Origin of the sequence: Enterobacter sp. WCHEn045836, from assembly GCF_003965585.1 — a bacterium.
GTDB classification, from domain to species: domain Bacteria; phylum Pseudomonadota; class Gammaproteobacteria; order Enterobacterales; family Enterobacteriaceae; genus Enterobacter; species Enterobacter dissolvens.
The window spans coordinates 37869-55414 of sequence record NZ_RXPT01000007.1 but is presented as its reverse complement, the minus strand read 5'-3'; the positions used below and the strand labels follow the sequence as shown (position 1 = coordinate 55414).

Annotated in this window: 16 protein-coding genes; 6 read left to right on the top strand and 10 right to left on the bottom strand. The window is 56.2% G+C overall.

What is annotated here, in order from left to right:
* Window positions 1-15 precede the first annotated feature (15 nt).
* Entirely contained in the window at window positions 16-804 is a 789-nt protein-coding gene (locus EKN38_RS10710; protein WP_126522062.1) for a MipA/OmpV family protein, read from the top strand.
* A 146-nt stretch (window positions 805-950) separates the two neighbouring features.
* Here the strand turns inward: EKN38_RS10710 and yajD are convergent, their stop codons facing one another.
* Entirely contained in the window at window positions 951-1298 is a 348-nt protein-coding gene (yajD, locus tag EKN38_RS10705) for an HNH nuclease YajD (protein ID WP_014169845.1), read from the bottom strand.
* A gap of 178 nt (window positions 1299-1476) precedes the next feature.
* Between yajD and EKN38_RS10700 the strand changes: the two genes are divergently transcribed.
* Window positions 1477-2502 carry an LLM class flavin-dependent oxidoreductase gene (locus EKN38_RS10700; RefSeq protein ID WP_014831690.1) on the top strand — a complete coding sequence of 342 codons (1026 nt, stop codon included), beginning with the start codon at window positions 1477-1479 and terminating at the stop codon, window positions 2500-2502.
* A gap of 17 nt (window positions 2503-2519) precedes the next feature.
* On the opposite strand, the gene EKN38_RS10695 is transcribed toward EKN38_RS10700, so the two are convergent.
* Window positions 2520-3557 (bottom strand): AI-2E family transporter, encoded by a 1038-nt coding sequence (locus EKN38_RS10695; protein WP_014831691.1) that lies wholly within the window; start codon window positions 3555-3557, stop codon window positions 2520-2522.
* 419 nt (window positions 3558-3976) lie between these two features.
* Here EKN38_RS10695 and mdtJ point away from each other — a divergent pair, with 419 nt between their 5' ends.
* The 3 genes from mdtJ (at window position 3977) to EKN38_RS10680 (ending at window position 6899) form a co-directional block, all read left to right on the top strand.
* Window positions 3977-4339 carry a multidrug/spermidine efflux SMR transporter subunit MdtJ gene (gene mdtJ, locus EKN38_RS10690; protein WP_014831692.1) on the top strand — a complete coding sequence of 121 codons (363 nt, stop codon included), beginning with the start codon at window positions 3977-3979 and terminating at the stop codon, window positions 4337-4339.
* Window positions 4326-4655: a multidrug/spermidine efflux SMR transporter subunit MdtI gene (gene mdtI, locus EKN38_RS10685; protein WP_014831693.1), complete on the top strand. Its 330-nt coding sequence runs from the start codon at window positions 4326-4328 to the stop codon at window positions 4653-4655. Before mdtJ ends, mdtI begins: the two co-directional genes overlap by 14 nt.
* A gap of 81 nt (window positions 4656-4736) precedes the next feature.
* Window positions 4737-6899 (top strand): bifunctional diguanylate cyclase/phosphodiesterase, encoded by a 2163-nt coding sequence (locus EKN38_RS10680; protein WP_014831694.1) that lies wholly within the window; start codon window positions 4737-4739, stop codon window positions 6897-6899.
* Window position 6900: 1 nt separating this feature from the next.
* Here EKN38_RS10680 and EKN38_RS10675 read toward each other — a convergent pair whose 3' ends face one another.
* From EKN38_RS10675 to puuD, 8 genes are all read right to left on the bottom strand, one after another.
* Complete coding sequence (locus tag EKN38_RS10675; RefSeq protein ID WP_014831695.1) at window positions 6901-7722, bottom strand: trypsin-like serine peptidase; 822 nt, start codon at window positions 7720-7722, stop codon at window positions 6901-6903.
* A 276-nt stretch (window positions 7723-7998) separates the two neighbouring features.
* Entirely contained in the window at window positions 7999-8391 is a 393-nt protein-coding gene (gene asr, locus EKN38_RS10670) for an acid resistance repetitive basic protein Asr (RefSeq protein WP_014831696.1), read from the bottom strand.
* 149 nt (window positions 8392-8540) lie between these two features.
* Window positions 8541-10028, bottom strand: a complete 1488-nt coding sequence (locus EKN38_RS10665) for a carboxypeptidase M32 (protein ID WP_014831697.1) — start codon at window positions 10026-10028, stop codon at window positions 8541-8543.
* Window positions 10029-10178: 150 nt separating this feature from the next.
* Window positions 10179-11450: a 4-aminobutyrate transaminase gene (puuE, locus tag EKN38_RS10660; RefSeq protein WP_014831698.1), complete on the bottom strand. Its 1272-nt coding sequence runs from the start codon at window positions 11448-11450 to the stop codon at window positions 10179-10181.
* A gap of 25 nt (window positions 11451-11475) precedes the next feature.
* On the bottom strand, window positions 11476-12756 hold the full coding sequence (locus EKN38_RS10655; protein WP_013096837.1) for an NAD(P)/FAD-dependent oxidoreductase: 1281 nt from the start codon (window positions 12754-12756) through the stop codon (window positions 11476-11478).
* Complete coding sequence (gene puuC / locus EKN38_RS10650; protein WP_126522060.1) at window positions 12753-14246, bottom strand: aldehyde dehydrogenase PuuC; 1494 nt, start codon at window positions 14244-14246, stop codon at window positions 12753-12755. The genes EKN38_RS10655 and puuC overlap by 4 nt, the downstream gene beginning before the upstream one ends.
* A 157-nt stretch (window positions 14247-14403) precedes the next feature.
* On the bottom strand, window positions 14404-14961 hold the full coding sequence (puuR, locus tag EKN38_RS10645) for an HTH-type transcriptional regulator PuuR (RefSeq protein WP_013096835.1): 558 nt from the start codon (window positions 14959-14961) through the stop codon (window positions 14404-14406).
* Between the two features lie 25 nt (window positions 14962-14986).
* Window positions 14987-15751 carry a gamma-glutamyl-gamma-aminobutyrate hydrolase gene (gene puuD / locus EKN38_RS10640; RefSeq protein WP_014831700.1) on the bottom strand — a complete coding sequence of 255 codons (765 nt, stop codon included), beginning with the start codon at window positions 15749-15751 and terminating at the stop codon, window positions 14987-14989.
* Window positions 15752-15965: 214 nt separating this feature from the next.
* Here puuD and EKN38_RS10635 point away from each other — a divergent pair, with 214 nt between their 5' ends.
* Entirely contained in the window at window positions 15966-17384 is a 1419-nt protein-coding gene (locus EKN38_RS10635; protein ID WP_014831701.1) for a glutamine synthetase family protein, read from the top strand.
* Window positions 17385-17546: the final 162 nt, after the last annotated feature.

Sequence of the window (17546 nt, the reverse complement as noted above, 5' to 3'; positions counted from 1 at the left end):
GAAGTGGAGACCAGTATGATAGCGAGAAAAAAAGCCCTGTATATGACCGTTACGTTTCTGATGACGGCAGCATCCGGCGTACACGCCGATGAGGCACAAACGTCTTCCGACTATTTGACGATTGGGGCAGGAGGACGCTATGCGCCTCGTTATTCAGGCTCTGACAAGCAGGTATGGCAAGGGGTTCCTGTTTTACAGGGGCGCAAAGGCGCATTCTTTATGGATGCGCAGAAAGGCATTGGATATGACCTGCAAAATGACAGCGGCGTGTACCTTGAACATACGCTGGGTTACGACCTGGGCAGGGCGGACGAAAACGCCAGCTGGCGCGAGGGAGCGAATAATCTGAAAGGGATGGGGGAGATCGATACCAGCCTGAATACCGGGCTGGCGGTCGGCTGGCAAATCACTTCCTGGCTCAGCGTGGAAGGCAAAGCGACCCTGCCCGTAACGGACAGTCAGGGGGTAAACTACCAGGCCTCTGTCACGCTGATCCCTCTGCAAAACAGTCAGGACACGATTGTTTTTCAGTCTGCGTCCCTGTTTGGCGACAGCCGTTACATGAATACCTGGTATGGCGTCAGTCAGCAGCAGAGTCTGCGCGCCGGCTATAGCCGTTATTCAGCGCCCGGTGGATTCTACGGTATAGACAACAGCCTGACATGGAGCCATCAGCTCGATGCCCACTGGGGCACGCTGCTGAGCGCTGACTACACCTGGCTTGGGGAGCATGCGAATAACAGCCCAATCGTATCGCGACGTCAGGAAGGCGCTGTCACCGCCGCCATCACCTGGACATTCTAGCGTGGAGGTGAAAGATGCGGTCTTCCTCGGCGTCGCCGGGGCAATGATAACGGCCATCTATGTCATTACCTGGTACGTCTATGTATACGGGTGAACAGAGCTGGCCGGAGGGGGAGAAGCGGCGAGACAAGAAAAAACCAGGAAGATTATTTCTTCTTGTTCATCATCGCTTTCAAATCAGCAAACGGATTAAAGGTGGCGACACCCATATCTTTTTGCGCGTCTTCTCCCGCGACAACGGTGGTGCCGTACTGGTCTGCTTCGGTGTACTTCGAGTGTTCATGATCGTGGCAAAACAGACATAACAGCTCCCAGTTACTGCCATCTTCCGGGTTGTTAGTATGGTCGTGATCGATATGGTGGACCGTGAGTTCACGGAGGTTGGAATAGACAAATTCCCGTGAGCAGCGCCCACAGACCCATGGGTAAATTTTTAACGCTTTTTCACGATAGCCGCTTTCCAGCCGTGCGTAGTTTTTAGGGATCAGAGCCATTGCCGGTTTTACCTGCGAGGAAAAGAGTGAGCGAAATTATATCCCATTATGGAACGTCATGGCGATCTGCGCAGTTCAGTCAATTTATTTGAAGCATTCCGTTAAATAAACGGCATTTATTGTTGCCCGGTAATGCGTAAAGTAGAGGAAACGCATCACATTCTCAGGATTACCTGTTATGAAAAAGATCGGATTTTTATCATTTGGTCACTGGACGCCGTCGCCGCAGTCCGGTACCCGAACCGCAGCGGACACGCTGCTGCAGTCCATCGATCTGGCCGTAGCGGCTGAAGAGCTGGGCGCAGATGGCGCGTATTTCCGCGTACACCACTTTGCTCGCCAGCTGAGCTCGCCGTTCCCCTTGCTGGCAGCGATAGGCGCAAAAACCAAAACCATCGAAATCGGTACCGGCGTGATTGACATGCGGTATGAAAACCCGATGTACATGGCGGAGGACGCCGGGGCGGCGGATCTGATCTCCGGCGGGCGTTTGCAGCTGGGCATTAGCCGCGGCTCGCCGGAGCAGGTGATTGATGGCTGGCGTCACTTTGGCTATGTCCCGCAGGAAGGGGAAAACGAAGCGGATATGGCGCGTCGTCATACTGAGGTGCTGCTTGAGGTGCTGCGCGGAGAAGGGTTTGCGAAACCAAACCCGCAACCGATGTTCCCGAACCCGCCGGGTCTGCTGCGCCTGGAGCCACATTCTGAAGGTTTACGCGACCGCATCTGGTGGGGGGCGGGTTCAAATGCAACGGCGGTCTGGGCCGCAAAACTGGGCATGAACCTGCAAAGCTCAACGCTGAAAGACGATGAAACCGGTGAGCCGTTCCATATTCAGCAGGCAAAACAGATCCGCGCGTATCGTCAGGCCTGGGCAGAGGCGGGCCATACCCGTCAGCCGCGCGTGTCGGTTAGCCGCAGTATCTTCGCCCTGATGGACGATCGTGACCGGATGTATTTCGGGGCCAGCCGCAACGACAGCGATAGCGTGGGTTATCTGGATGAAAAAACGCGGGCGATTTTCGGACGCAGCTATGCGGCGGAGCCCGATAAGCTGGTTGAACAGCTGAAGCAGGATGAAGCGATCGCCGAAGCGGATACCCTGTTACTGACCGTGCCGAATCAGCTTGGCGTGGACTACAACGCGCATGTGATTGAGTCGATCCTCAAACATGTGGCGCCAGCGATGGGCTGGCGCGAATAGTTGAAGTAACGGGTTGCTCAGCCTCTGTGGCTCATATCGCTCAGCAGTACGGCGATACTTTGTCCGCCCGCCGTCTGCTCAAGCGCAATCTTGACGATGATGGTCAGCGGAACGGAGAGCAGCATGCCGACGGGGCCGAGCAGCCAACCCCAGAATATCAGGGATAAAAACACCACCAGCGTGGAAAGCCCGAGCCCGCGCCCCATCATGCGCGGCTCAAGAATGTTTCCGAAGACCAGGTTAATCACCAGATAACCGGCCAGCAGAACCAGTGCATCATACAAGCCACTGAAAACCAGCACCTGCAGAATAGGCGGGATGGCCGCCAGCACGGAACCGATGTTGGGAATATAGTTGAGCGCAAAGGCGAGCAGCCCCCAGACGAAGGCAAACCGTACATCCAGCGCAACCAGCATCCCCCAGACAACAAACCCGGTGACGAGGCTGATCGCCGTTTTCAGCACCAGATAGCGGGAGACGCTGTCCAGCGCGCGCTGAATGGCTCCCATTCCTTCCACCGGCCGAACCATGATCTGCTGCAGTTTGGCAGGCAGTTGCGGCACCTCCAGCAGCATAAACACCACGGTTAAAAACAGCAGGAAAATAGAGGTCATGGCGTTAGAGAGTTGCGCCAGCAGGCTGGTGACCAGGGTCATGGCCGCGTTGGGATCGATATACTTCAGCAACTCCTCAACGGAGACCTCAATGCCCGCGCGCTGCAGCCAGGGCTCAATCTGCAACAGCGGTATCACCAGCGACGAGCGGTATTTCGGCAACGTGCGCGCCAGCTCATTGAGGGACGTGCCCAGATAAGCGACCAGCAGCACCATGGCGATAATGATGATGCTGATAAGCAGGGTGATCGCCAGCACGCGCGGTATGCGTAGCCGCACCATGCGCTGAACCAGCGGGTTAAGGATCACCGCAATAAACAGCGCCAGAATAAAAGGCACGATAATATCGGCGGCAAAACGAACGCCCGTCAGGATGATCACCAGCATGCCAAGCATGATGACAATCTTAAGGCCGTTCAGGGTAATGATGGGTTTAGCCATGGCGGTTCCTGAATATTTTTTATTAATGATAAATGCGAATGGCATTTAAATAAACTAACCAAAATCAAACGAGCTCAGTAAAGAATTGAAAAGACTTTGAGTAAAATCCTGACTTATGGTACAAATTCAGCGTGTTCAACTACCGAGGACAATTTTGATCCGCAAAGACGAGAAGCAACACCGCGGATAATTGTAATTTTATGGACAATTTGTTCAGGACGTATTCTTCAAACCACACTGCTGTATTTTCCACCTCTTTCTGCCTTCTGTCTGCTGAGCAACACTGGCGCAACGCGCTATAGTCACGTCTTCTGCCTGAGCTGGCGCTACGCGCTTAGCTATCTGATTTAATTTCTTTTTTTCTGGTTTGCTGTTCGCAGCGAGCCGCGATGGATTATATTCTCAAGCAGGAGAAAAACATGTTTTACTGGATTTTATTAGCCCTGGCTATTCTCGCTGAAATTACCGGCACGCTGTCTATGAAATGGGCAAGCGTCAGCGATGGCAACACCGGTTTTATTTTAATGCTGGTGATGATTTCACTTTCCTATATTTTCCTCTCGTTTGCGGTGAAGAAAATCGCGCTGGGGGTAGCCTATGCCCTCTGGGAAGGTATCGGTATTTTGTTGATTACGCTGTTCAGCGTTTTGTTATTTGACGAAACATTATCAACAATGAAAATTGCCGGATTGACGACGCTGGTTGTCGGGATTGTGCTGATTAAATCGGGTACACGTAAACCGACAAAACAGCAGAAGGAGCAGACCCATGCAACAGTTTGAATGGATCCACGCGGCCTGGCTGGGGTTCGCCATTGTTCTGGAAATTCTGGCGAACGTCTTTCTGAAATTCTCTGATGGTTTCCGCCGTAAAATTTACGGCCTGATGTCGATTGCTGCCGTACTGGGTGCGTTTAGCGCCCTGTCGCAGGCGGTAAAAGGTATCGATCTGTCAGTAGCGTACGCATTATGGGGCGGTTTTGGTATAGCCGCGACCCTGGCAGCAGGTTGGATACTCTTCGGCCAACGATTAAATAATAAAGGCTGGATCGGTCTGGCACTGCTGCTGGCCGGCATGATTATGATAAAACTCGCCTGATAAAATAGAGCCATCATCTTCAGGCGGCGAAATTCGCCGCCTGTATTACGCTTAGAAAAGCAAACATGAAGAGGATGGCTGATGTATCGCACATTAAGCTGGCGCAATATTCCCACCGCGAGAACGTTGTTTGCCATGATCTTCATGGCGGGGATCGGCTTAATCATCTCCATCGTCGCGCTGCTCTACCTTTCCCTGCATCTTATCAGCACCAAAACCAACGAGATTGATGAACACCGCTCGGCACTTTCCGTAAAGGGGGCGATTCAGACCTCAGTTAACCGGGTCTCCTCGCTGGTCATTGATAACGCGGTCTGGGACGACGCGGTTCGCGAGGCCTACCGCCCAACGCTCAATACCGAATGGTTGTATAACACCTGGGGCGCCGGCTTTAAGATCGACAACCTTTATGATGGCACCTTCGTGCTGGATGAACACTTCCACGTTATCTGGGGCTCGTTTCAGAGCCAGCCCTTCACCGAGACGACGCTCGACTTTTTTGGCCAGGGCCTGAAAGCGCTGATTGACCAGCACCGGCGTGCGTTATCCAGCGATAAAAATATCTACGCCGGGATCACTCAGACACGCCACGGTGTGGCGTTTATCGGCATTGGGCTGATTCGCCCGATGGTCGGGCGATTACAGGTTCACGATGGCACGCGCCGCTATCTGGTGATTACTCGCCACCTTAACGGCAAAATATTATCCGATCTGGGAACGACCTTTCAGATTGATAACCTCAACTATAGCCCTGACAAAATTAGCGCTCTGAGCCTGCCGCTGCGCAGTTCAGCAGGAGAGTTACTGGGGTATATCAACTGGCAGGCACGCCTGCCGGGCGCGGAGGCTGCCCGGGCGGCCTCATCCGATATCACGCAGATTGTGGTGTTAGCGTCGGGGTTGATCCTGCTGTTCATTCTGGTGAGCAGCATCGGCCTGTACAAACTGGCACGGGGCGAGAGCCAGGCGCGACTGGTGGCGAGAACGGACTGGTTAAGCCATTTGCCGAACCGACGCGCGTTAATCGAGGCGCTGGAACAGGTGAGTTTACGCGGTGATATTGATGTAAAAAGCGTGGTGTTTGTCGATCTGGATGGTTTTAAGGATGTGAACGATATCTACGGTCACGACGTGGGGGACGATTTGATCGTGGCGATTGCGAAGGCGCTGAGAGCCCGCGTTCCGCCAGGGGGAATGCTGGCGCGAATGGGGGGCGATGAATTTGCCATGACCGTGGGGGGCGACCATGCGGAAACCCTTGCCACCGCGTTTGCCAATGCCGTGCTGGACTTCCTCAACGCCCCCATACGGCTGGGCGATCGCACCATTCATATTGGTGCGAGCATCGGTATTGCCAGCGGCACCCTGATTGAATGCAGCAGTTCTGAACTGTTTCGCCGTGCGGATATCGCCATGTATCACGCCAAAGTGACCGGAAAAGGGCGTATTACCCACTACGACGCGGAGCTGAACAGCGCCCGTGAACGTCAGCTGGCGATTGAAAATGAGATCCGTAACGGGCTGGAGCAGGACGAGTTTGAGGTCTGGTACCAGCCGATCATCGACGCGCGTAGCCAGAAAATGAGCGGTGTTGAAGCGCTGGTGCGCTGGCCGCGTCGTCCGGGCGGCGAGATTGGCCCGGACACTTTTATCTCCATCGCCGAGACCAGCGGCCTGATTTACAAACTGGGTCAGTTTGTTTTGCATCGGGCCTGTCGGGACATGGCGCCTTTCAGTGAGTTAAAACTCTCCGTTAACATCTCGCCCGCGCAGTTTCGCGATCCTGAATTCGAAGACAAGGTCGCCCAGGTGCTGGAGACCACCCGTTTCCCGGCCAATCGACTGCAGCTTGAGGTCACGGAAACCTATGTGCTGGAAAATCCGGAGCGCGCCCGCATGGCCATCGCCAACCTGAAAGCACTGGGAACGGCGGTAGCGCTGGATGACTTTGGCACAGGCTATTCGAGCATTGGCTATTTGCGGCGTTTTAATTTTGACACCATCAAGATCGACAAATCTCTTGCCGGGCTGGTGGATGACGATGAACAGGCCGCCGCACTGGTGAGTGGAACAGTGCGCATCGCCAATGCCCTGGGCATGGCAGTGGTCGCGGAAGGGGTGGAAAACGAAAAACAGATGAAATTGCTGCGGCTGGCTGGCTGCGATCAATTGCAGGGCTTCTGGTTTAGCCAGCCAATGCCGATTGAGTCAATTGTGGCGTTACGTCAGGTCAAACAGTGCTGATTTACTGTTGCGCCAGCGCATCCAGCTTGTCACGAAAACCGGTCACAGAGAGAGCACGGTTATCTGCGCGCCATCGATCTTTGGCCGCCGGGGCCGAGCTCTGCACGCCAATCAGCTGCCAGCCGTTTTCCGTTTTCAACATCAGCGGTGAGCCGCTGTCGCCCGGTAACGTATCACACTGGTGCGAGAGCACGCTGTTTTGCGCCCAGCCGGTCACAATGCAGTCGGTATGGGTGTAGAGCGTATCCAGATGATCAACCGGGTAACCGGATTGCGTCACCTTGCGATCGACGGCTTTCAGCGCGGCGGTCAGTGCGGCTTTATCCCCGTCAAAGAGCGGGAGCGGGGTAATACCTGAAGGCGGGTAGCGCAAAATGATGAGACCGAAATCCCAGGAGGCCGCAGCGGGCGGGACTATCCAGCCGTCGCCGTCCGGTTTCAGGCGCTTACCCAGCGAAGGGTCAACCCGGCCTTCAATCCCGTGAATTTCATAGCGCCACATCCCTTTCTGAGACACAAATCGCAGTACCACGGCTTTGTCGGGTTTGCCGTCCGGCGGCGTCAACAGGCAATGGCCTGCGGTCAGGGCAAGCTGAGGGGTAATCAACGTGGCGGTGCATAAGTTACCGCTGGCGGTTTCCAGTTGCCCGATGGCATCCCACGGGGCCTGGGTAGGATCGGCGACACGCGTACGATCATCATGACCGAAAAACAGCGTTTTAAGCTCTTTCGCGCTAATGGTGTCATCATCGCCATCATCCGCATGCGCGAACCCAGAAAAAAGAGCAAACGTTCCCAGTAATAACACAACAGATTTACGCATATCACACTCTGGTGGGGGTAATTATGATTATTAAAAGTGAACCCTATGAAAATACTATAGACGGGACAGCGCTAAAGTGGGAGTAAAATCAGCGTGCTACGATCAGGAAAGATAAAACTGGCTTGCGATGAGCGCGCATAAAATAAGCAGGATAAGGATCAACTCAAACCGATAGCGTCGCAGCATACGCCCTCCGGATAAAAAAACGGCGCTGTATTGAAAGGTTCAGCGCCGGTTTACCAACGTGCCCCGAAGGGCACGGTTTAGCTTGTACTCTTACGCAGCTGGCTGAGCAGCTGGTTTAGCAGCTTCGTGTTTTACTGCTTTTTTGTGATGCTTTTTAGCGGCCTGAGCTTTCTGCTCTACAGCGGGTTTAGTCGCTTTTTTGTGGTGCTTTTTCGCGGCCTGTGCTTTCTGCTCAACAGCCGGTTTAGCGGCGTCTTGTTTTACGGCTTTTTTGTGGTGCTTTTTAGCCGCCTGCGCTTTTTGCTCTGCAGCAGGTTTAGCGGCTTTGTGATGTTTCTTGTGGTGTACCGCTTTTGCCGGAGCAGTGGTGGTGGTTGCAGCTGGTGCAGCGGCAGCTGGAGCAGTTGCAGTAGTCTCAGCAGCGAACGCAGCAGAAGACAGACCCATAGCAGCGGCAACAACCAGAGCTAATACTTTATTCATGTTCATACCCTCGAATTTGGTTTTTCATTTAACCCCACTGCGGGGCCGTTGAAATAACTATATCCCTGTAAATTCGGGGTTTCCGTGAGTGATTGGTATCGGCGTGTAACCGTTTGTACAACGCCGGGGGCGTTCCCCGGCGTGGGTCATTACAGGTAACGCGAGGTCAGGTGTTCACGGAAGTAGCGGATATTCAGATCTTCTCCCGTCGCCTGGGTGATCAGCTGTGACGTGGTAAACCGGCTGCCGTGTTGCCAGACGTTCTGGCGCAGCCAGTCAAACAGGGCCGACAGATCCCCTTCAGCGATAGACGCCTGCAGACCCGGCAGCGCCGTTTTCGCAGCGTTGAACAGCTGCGCGGCGTACATCGCCCCCAGCGTATAAGACGGGAAGTAGCCGAATCCGCCGTCGGTCCAGTGGATGTCCTGCATACAGCCGTTGCGGTAGTTGTCTTTGGTGGATAACCCGAGCCAGGCCTGCATTTTCTCATCCCACAGGGCCGGAATGTCGTCCACCTCAATGTCGCCGTTGATCAACGCGCGTTCAATTTCATAGCGCAGCACCACGTGTGCCGGGTAGCTCACTTCGTCTGCATCGACGCGGATATAGCCCGGCTTCACGCGCTGGTTCCAGGCGATAAAGTTCTCTTCGCTAAACGCCGCCTGGCTACCAAAACGGGCATGAACGGCAGGGAGGAGATGTTTCAGGAACGCCTCGCTGCGGCCAAGCTGCATCTCAAAGAACAGACTCTGGGATTCGTGGATTGCCGTTGAACGTGCCAGGGCAACGGGCTGACCGGCCCACGCGCGCGGCAGGTTCTGTTCGTAGCGCGCGTGTCCGGTTTCGTGGATCACACCAAACAGGGCGCTGAGGAGTTCATCTTCGTCATAACGTGTGGTAATGCGCACATCTTCCGGCACGCCGCCGCAGAACGGGTGTGCGCTCACGTCCAGACGACCACCGTTAAAATCGAAGCCGAGCATCTTCATGGCTTCCAGCCCCAGCTCACGCTGCGTTGCCGTCGGGAAAGGTCCCTGCGGCGGGACGAACGACTGCTTTGCCTGTTTTTCGACCACATTTGCCAGCAGATCCGGCAGCCAGGACTTCATATCAGCAAAGAGCACGTCCAGGCGCGCGCTGGTCATGTCCGGCTCAAAAATATCGAGCAGCGCGTCGTAAGGGGAGCAACCTTTGGCATCCGCGCGCAGACGCGCCTCTTCGCGGCTCAGTTTGACCACCTCTTTCAGGTTGGCGGAAAAACCCTGCCAGTCGTTGGCCGGACGCTGGGTACGCCAGGCGTGTTCACACTTGTTGCCCGCCAGCGATTTGGCTTCCACCAGCGATTCCGGCAGCAGCGAGGCCTGTTGATATTGACGCGTCATTTCGCGCAGGTTGGCCTGTTCGACATCGTTCAGATCTTCACCTGCCGCCGCAGCCAGCAGGTCGCCCACTTTTTTGTCGGTCAGGATCTGATGTTGCAGGACGCTCATCTCCGCCAGCGCCTCACCGCGCGCGGCGCTGCCGCCGGGCGGCATCATGGTGAACATGTCCCAGCTGGCGATGGAGGAGAGGTGTGAGAAGCGGGAGAGACGCTGGAAAGTTTTCACAAGTGACTGATAGGCGGATATTTTTTGCAATTCTTATTTCCTCTTGCCAGGGATGTGTTTCAGGGAGCATACAATGAAACAGACCAAATTCCCCAACATTTCCCACCCGGAGGAAATCTGTGCCGATCTCCTGCGTTGAAACCGTCGCCGGCATGCCGGCAGACGGTTTTCGGTGGGCGCTTAGGCCTTATCACGCATAACCTGCTGCAGGATCGCCAGCGCCTGGGTGAACTGAGCATCCGGAATGGTCAGCGGATAAAGGAAGCGGATCACGTTGCCGTACTGGCCGCAGATCAACAGCAGCAGGCCCTGGGCGAGCGCCTTTTGCTGGATCGCCTGCGCGATGGCGGCCGACGGTTGACGGCTCTCGGGATCAAAAAACTCCGCCGCAATCATCGATCCTCTTCCCCTTATCGCCACGAGCGCAGGGAAGGTGCCCTGAATCTCTTCCAGGGTGGCTTTCAGTCGATCGCCCAGATGCCGGGCGCGGGCGCACAGTGACTCGTTGTCGATAATATTCAGCACCGCGTGCGCGGCGGCCACCGCCAGCGGGTTGCCTGCATAGGTCCCCCCCAGACCGCCGGGCGCCGGCGCGTCCATGATTTCGGCGCGGCCCACCACGCCGGACAGCGGCATTCCGCCTGCCAGGCTTTTCGCCATCGTCATCAGGTCGGGCTTGTCCGCGTAGTGTTCCATGGCAAACAGTTTACCCGTACGGGCGAAGCCGCTCTGCACTTCGTCGGCAATCATCACGATCCCGTGTTCATCACAGATACGGCGGATGGCGGCCACCAGCTCTGGCGGGGCGACGTTGAATCCGCCTTCACCCTGGATGGGTTCAAAAATAATCGCCGCCACCTGTGTCGCCTCAATATCTGCTTTGAACAGGCGTTCTATCGCCGTGATGGCATCCTGCGTCGTGATGCCGTGCAGCTCCGAGGGATACGGCACGTGATACACCGACCCCGGGAAGGGGCCAAATCCCAGCTTATAAGGCGCGACCTTGCCGGTTAACGCCATGGTCATATAGGTTCTGCCGTGAAAGCCTCCCCCGAAGGCAATCACGCCCGGTCTGCCGGTGTGGGCCCGGGCGATTTTAATGGCATTTTCCACCGCTTCCGCGCCCGTTGTGAAGAATGCCGTTTTGGCCGGACTCTGCACCGGGGCCAGCTCGTTAAGTTTTTCGGCTAATGAAACGTAGCTTTCATACGGTACAATCTGGTAGGCCGTGTGGGTGAACTGGTGAAGCTGTTTTTCCACTGCAGCCACCAGTTCAGGATGACGATGGCCGGTATTCAGTACCGCGATCCCGGCGGCGAAATCAATATAGTCGTTGCCTTCCACGTCGGTAAGCGTGGCATTCTCCGCCGTGCGGGCAAAGAAATTACACATTACGCCTACGCCGCGCGGGGTGGCAGAAAGTCTGCGCTGATGAAATTCCTGGTTACTCATGTCAGATACCCTTTTGTCGAAACGCTCATACGCCAAGACGATCGCGCAGGCTGTAATACGCCGCGCCCATCGCCGTGAATGGAATCCGCAGGCTGCGACCGCCCGGGAAGGGATAGTGCGGGAGGTTGGCAAACGCATCAAAGCGCTCAGCGTCACCGCGCAACAGTTCCGAGATCAGCCGTCCGGCCAGGTGGGTGCAGGTCACGCCGTGGCCGCTGTAGCCCTGCATGTAATAGATGTTTTTATCCAGACGACCAAACTGCGGCATGCGGGACAGGGTCAGCAGGAAGTTGCCCGTCCAGCGGTAGTCGATTTTGACGCCTGCCAGCTGAGGGAAGGTTTTCAGCAGCTTTGGCATCACCAGGCGCTCGACATCGTCCGGATCGCGCGCGCCATAGACGACGCCACCGCCGTACAGCAGGCGGTTGTCGGCGGTAAGACGGTAGTAATCCAGCAGGTAGTTACAATCTTCCACGCAGTAGTTATTGGGGATCAGCGTGCGGACGACCGCTTCCGGCAGCGGGGCGGTGGTCACAACCTGAGTGCCGCAGGGCATGCTGCGTTTTGCCAGTTCCGGTTCTATCTTATCGCCCAGATAGGCATTCCCGGCGACGATCACGTAGCGGGCCGTCACCTGGCCATGCTGCGTGCTCACTACGGCCGGGCTGGTGTGCTGAATGGCGGTCACCGGGGACTGTTCATACACCCGCCCGCCGTTCAGGCGAATGGCGTCCGCTTCGCCGATTGCCAGGTTCAGCGGATGAATGTGCCCCCCGCTGCGGTCCAGCAGCGCGCCGGTATAGCGTTCGCTGTCGACTTCCCGGCGGATGGCGCTGGCGTCCAGCAACTCCAGCTGCGTGTTGCCGTAGCGTTCCCAGTTGGCTTTTTGCTCCTCCAGCGTCTCGAGTTGCTTATGGTTTAGCGCCACAAACAGCCCGCCGGGACGATAGTCGCACTGGATCTGATAGCGCTGGATACGCTCCCGGATGATTTCCCCGCCTTCAAACATCATGCTCCCGAGAACTCTGGCGGCATCGGGTCCGTAGTTTTTCTCAATCACGTCGATATCGCGGCTGTAGGAGTTAACCAGCTGGCCGCCGTTGCGTCCACTGGCACCAAAGCCGATGCGTGCCCCTTCAAGGAGCACCACGTCGTAGCCCATTTCGGCGAGATGCAGCGCGGAGGAGAGGCCGGTATAGCCGCCGCCCACCACGCACACGTCACAGCTGATCGACTCGTTAAGCGTCGGGAAAGGTTCGTAAGCGTTCGCGCTGGCCGCGTAGTAGCTGGTGGTATGTTCGGTCATGATTGAGACTCCAGGGCAATCCAGATGGTTTTCAGTTCGGTAAATTTTTCCAGCGCGTGCAGGGACTTATCGCGGCCGTTGCCGCTCTGTTTATAGCCGCCAAAGGGTACGGTCATATCGCCGTCGTTATAGTTATTGACGAAGACCGAGCCTGCTTTCAGGCGGCGGCTCATGCGGTGCGCGCGGGAGAGGTCGCGGGTCCATACCGCCGCGCCAAGCCCATATTCACTGTCGTTGGCCAGCGTTAAGGCTTCTTCTTCGGTTTTGAAACGGGTCACGACCAGCACCGGCCCGAAAATCTCTTCCCGGCACAGCGGGGAAGCAGGGTCGATGTTGACAAAAATGGTGGGACCGACTGCGGAGGGCCATGCTTGTTCCCGCCCGTCCAGCAGCAGCGTCCCTTTCCGGGTTCCCTCGCGAATAAACGTGTGGACGGTATCGGCATGCGCAGCGTCGATGAGCATGCCCATCGTGCTGTCAGGGTCGAGCGGATCGCCCGGCTGCCAGTGACGGGCCTGCGCTTTCAGCTTTGCCAGGACGTCATCGGCGATGCTGTCTTCGAGCAGCAGGCGGGTTCCGGCGATACAGACTTGCCCCTGGTTATAAAAAATCCCGGCGGCGGTCGCGCTCACGGCTTTGTCCAGGTCCGGACAGTCGGCAAAGATAATGTTGGCGCTCTTGCCGCCTGCCTCCAGCCAGACGCGCTTCATGTTGCTTTCTCCCGCGTCCTTCAACAGCTGCTTGCCGGTACGGGTAGAGCCGGTAAACGTCAGCACTTCGACTTCAGGATGCAGTGCCAGCGCCTTGCCCGCTTCGTGTCCGTAACCGCTTATCACATTCAGCACGCCGTCCGGCAGGCCCGCCTCTTTCGCCAGCCCGGCCAGCCGCAGGGCGGTGAGCGGCGATTTCTCCGACGGTTTTAATACCACGCTGTTGCCCGCGACCAGTGCCGGGCCCAGCTTCCAGCAGGCCAGCAGCAGCGGGAAGTTCCAGGGAACGATGGCCGCGACCACCCCGATCGGCTCGCGCACGATCATCGCCAGTTCGCCCGGCCCCGTAGGCGCCACTTCGCCGTAGACTTTATCCGCCGCTTCGGCGTACCAGCGAATAGCGCGCGCCGCGCCGGGAATATCGTCGCGCAGGCTGTGGCGGATGGGTTTACCGGTGTCCAGTGTTTCCAGTAAGGCCAGCTCTTCGCCGTGGCGTTCCATTAAATCGGCGAGCTTATTGAGCACGGCCTTGCGCTGCGCCGGAGAGGCCTGCGACCAGTCACCGCGCTCAAATACCTCTCGCGCCGCCTGAACCGCGCGGTCCACGTCCGCCTGCTTGCCCCGGGCCACGTTCGCCAGCGTCTGTTGGGTCGCGGGATTGACGGTTTCAAACGTGGCATTATCGGCGGCGTCACAATAGGCACCGTTAATAAATAACCGGGTCTCAATGGCGCTGTTTTTTGCTTTATCCTGCCAGTAAGTCAGGTGCTGAAAATGCATATTCACTCCTTTCTTTCGCAATCAGATAAATAAGGTCATGGCCGTTTCAGGCAATACGAAGCCGTGAGGCATCCCGGGAATTAACCCGTTGAATGTCGACATTGATCGTTTTTATTTGTCCCGGCGTAAGCGCACTTACGCCGGGACTGAGTGGTAATTAGAACGTGGTGGGGGTGTGGGCACTGATAATGCGGCAGATGCCTGCCGAGGTGTTGCTGAAGCTGTGCGGTATGCCGGTATTAATGGCATAGCTTTGCCCCGCAACCAGGTGATAAGGCTGGCCATTAATGGTCAGCACTATTTCACCTTCCAGTATCGTACCGATCTCCTCACCCTGGTGTTTGATCCTCTCTCCGGTCGTGGTTCCTGGCTGGTAAGTTTCAAAAATCATCGCCAGCGTACGGTTCGGATTTCCGTTATGAACCAGCTTCATCGAAACCCCCTGACTGCCTATTTCGATAAGGTCTTCCTGATTAATAACCACCTGCGGTTCATCAGGTTTTTCCGGTTCCGAAAAGAATTCCGAGAGCGACAGCCCATAAACTTTCAGCAGCTTTTGCAGCGTACTGATGGCAGGACTGACTTTGTCCTGCTCAATGGTGCTGATGGCACTGTGTGTTAACCCAGACAGTTCGGCGGCACGCCGCTGCGAGAGACCCAATTGCTGGCGGATCTCAGACAGACGTTTCCCTGGCGCCAGTCCGTCATCGCTCATAGTTGCATTTCCTTTACGGTAGTGGTCAAAGCCGTTGCTTCTCGGCAATGTGGCTTTGACAGGCGGTGATAAAACCTTCAAACAACATGCGTGACAGGGCGTACTCGCTGCTGTTCCATTCGGGGTGCCATTGCACACCGAGGGCAAAAGGGTGGTCATGAACGCTGACCGCTTCGACCAGCCCGTCCGTCGAGCGGGCCTCCACGCGGAGCCGTGGTCCTAACGTTCGTGCACCTTGCCCGTGTAACGAGTTTACCCAAAATGTGTTACAGCCTGGTATTAATTGAGACAGCAGTCCTCCCTCCTGAACCTGAACTTCATGAGACGGGGCGTATTGTAGCTCAACCGGCAGTTCAGGATCTTCCCGGTGCTCAAGCAGGTCGTTCTGCTCGAACAGGCGGCGATACAGCGTCCCTCCCGTGGCAACAACCATTTCCTGCAGCCCCCGGCAGATGGCGAAAATGGGGATGCGCCTTTCGAGCGCGGCAGCAATCAGCGCCATACTCAGAAGATCTCGCCCGGGATCGGCGTCAGGCTCATCGCCGTTTTCACCATAAAGGTGCGGCTGCACGTTACTTGGGCTGCCCGGCAGGTAAATTCCGTCCAGGGTTGGCAGCAGAGCGGTAATAAGCTCTGGCTCTGCCAGCGCATGCGGTAAGGCAACAGGTAAGCCCCCCGCGTTAATAATGGCATTCAGGTACTTTTCTTGCAGGGTCTGGGTCTCATGACCCTTAAGCCTGTTTCTGCACATCACCACGCCAATAACTGGCTTGTTCATTATATTTTCCATGATCGCCCTCACAAAGTGGACTAAATTTAGGCCATTCTCGCCTATGAAACGGCCTTTTCGTTCAATATTTTCTCAATCTAGCAACGGGATCTGCCTTTTGCAAACTTAATTTAACATTTGACAAACATTTTGTTTGCATACAGATTCGATAGGGTGGACATTATATTTGACAGTCCAGAGCAGCGAACACAAATCCCAAAAACGGTGGTAAATCATGGAAACCAATATCGTAGAAGTTGAGAACTTTGTGCAGCACACGGATGAGAGGCGGGGCAGCGCCTTTACGCAGGAAGTGAAGCGCTATTTAGAAAAGTATCCTGACACCCAGTTTATTGATGTCCTCCTGACCGATCTGAACGGCTGTTTTCGCGGCAAACGCATCCCGGTTGCCGGACTGAGCAAACTTGAAAAAGGCTGCTATTTCCCGGCATCGGTTTTCGCCATGGATATTTTGGGTAACGTTGTGGAAGAGGCAGGGCTGGGCCAGGAACTCGGCGAGCCCGACTGTATCTGCGTGCCGGTGCCGGGCACCCTGACTCCCTCCGCCGCCGACCCGGAATACATTGGTCAGGTGCAGCTCACCATGGTCGATGAAGATGGCGCTCCCTTTGACGTTGAGCCGCGGAACGTACTCAACCGACTCTGGCAGCAGCTGCGCCAGCGCGGTCTGTTCCCCGTGGTAGCGGTAGAGCTGGAGTTCTATTTGCTTGACCGTAAACGCGATGCCGACGGCTATCTGCAGCCACCCTGCGCGCCGGGCACCGACGTGCGTAACACGCAGAGTCAGGTCTACTCGGTTGATAATCTCAACCACTTTGCTGACGTGCTGAATGACATTGACGAACTGGCGCAGTTGCAGTTGATCCCCGCCGACGGGGCAGTGGCTGAAGCCTCCCCGGGCCAGTTTGAGATCAACCTGCACCATACGGAAAACGTGCTGGATGCCTGCGATGATGCGCTGGCGCTAAAACGTCTCGTCAGGCAGATGGCGGAAAAACACAAGATGCACGCCACGTTTATGGCAAAGCCGTATGAAGAACATGCGGGCAGCGGGATGCATATCCACATCAGCATGCAAAACAACAGAGGCGAAAACGTGTTCGCAGACGCCAGCGGCGAGGATTCCGCGCTGCTGAAACGTGCGCTGGCCGGGATGATCGATCTGATGCCAGCGTCCATGGCGCTGCTGGCGCCGAACGTCAACTCCTACCGCCGTTTCCAGCCGGGAATGTACGTGCCGACCCAGGCGTCATGGGGACACAATAATCGCACGGTTGCCCTGCGTATCCCCTGCGGCGATCGCCATAACCATCGGGTCGAATACCGGGTGGCGGGAGCAGACGCGAATCCGTATCTGGTGATGGCGGCGATTTTTGCCGGCATTTTACATGGGCTGGATAACGATTTACCCCTGCAGGAAGAAGTGGAAGGCAATGGTCTGGAGCAGGACGGACTGCCGTTCCCGATTCGACAGAGCGATGCGCTGTGGGAGTTTATGCAAAACGATCACCTTCGCGAGCGACTGGGCGAACGTTTCTGCCACGTCTATCACGCCTGCAAACATGATGAATTGCTGCAGTTCGAACGCCTGATTACCGAAACTGAAATAGAGTGGATGCTGAAAAACGCCTGATGACGTGCCCCGGTTAGGGGCCGCTTTGTTTCATCGCATACGTATCACCAAACGGCCTGCGCGGAGCCTGGCCGAACTGTTCGCTGGCATGCCAGCTATCTCCCGGGAGTCGCGTTATGGAGCGCAGGCGGCACAGGGACTTTCTTAACGACACTGTGTGAC

Bases quoted from the DNA above. Each gene is read 5' to 3' on its own strand.
- EKN38_RS10700 (WP_014831690.1), top strand. From the start codon at position 1,477: ATGAAAAAGATCGGATTTTTATCATTTGGTCACTGGACGCCGTCGCCG.
- yajD (WP_014169845.1), bottom strand. From the start codon at position 1,298: ATGGCTCTGATCCCTAAAAACTACGCACGGCTGGAAAGCGGCTATCGT.
- EKN38_RS10680 (WP_014831694.1), top strand. From the start codon at position 4,737: ATGTATCGCACATTAAGCTGGCGCAATATTCCCACCGCGAGAACGTTG.
- puuR (WP_013096835.1), bottom strand. From the start codon at position 14,961: ATGAGCGATGACGGACTGGCGCCAGGGAAACGTCTGTCTGAGATCCGC.
- EKN38_RS10695 (WP_014831691.1), bottom strand. From the start codon at position 3,557: ATGGCTAAACCCATCATTACCCTGAACGGCCTTAAGATTGTCATCATG.
- EKN38_RS10675 (WP_014831695.1), bottom strand. From the start codon at position 7,722: ATGCGTAAATCTGTTGTGTTATTACTGGGAACGTTTGCTCTTTTTTCT.
- EKN38_RS10655 (WP_013096837.1), bottom strand. From the start codon at position 12,756: ATGACCGAACATACCACCAGCTACTACGCGGCCAGCGCGAACGCTTAC.
- mdtI (WP_014831693.1), top strand. From the start codon at position 4,326: ATGCAACAGTTTGAATGGATCCACGCGGCCTGGCTGGGGTTCGCCATT.
- EKN38_RS10635 (WP_014831701.1), top strand. From the start codon at position 15,966: ATGGAAACCAATATCGTAGAAGTTGAGAACTTTGTGCAGCACACGGAT.
- puuD (WP_014831700.1), bottom strand. From the start codon at position 15,751: ATGGAAAATATAATGAACAAGCCAGTTATTGGCGTGGTGATGTGCAGA.
- puuC (WP_126522060.1), bottom strand. From the start codon at position 14,246: ATGCATTTTCAGCACCTGACTTACTGGCAGGATAAAGCAAAAAACAGC.
- EKN38_RS10710 (WP_126522062.1), top strand. From the start codon at position 16: ATGATAGCGAGAAAAAAAGCCCTGTATATGACCGTTACGTTTCTGATG.
- asr (WP_014831696.1), bottom strand. From the start codon at position 8,391: ATGAATAAAGTATTAGCTCTGGTTGTTGCCGCTGCTATGGGTCTGTCT.
- mdtJ (WP_014831692.1), top strand. From the start codon at position 3,977: ATGTTTTACTGGATTTTATTAGCCCTGGCTATTCTCGCTGAAATTACC.
- puuE (WP_014831698.1), bottom strand. From the start codon at position 11,450: ATGAGTAACCAGGAATTTCATCAGCGCAGACTTTCTGCCACCCCGCGC.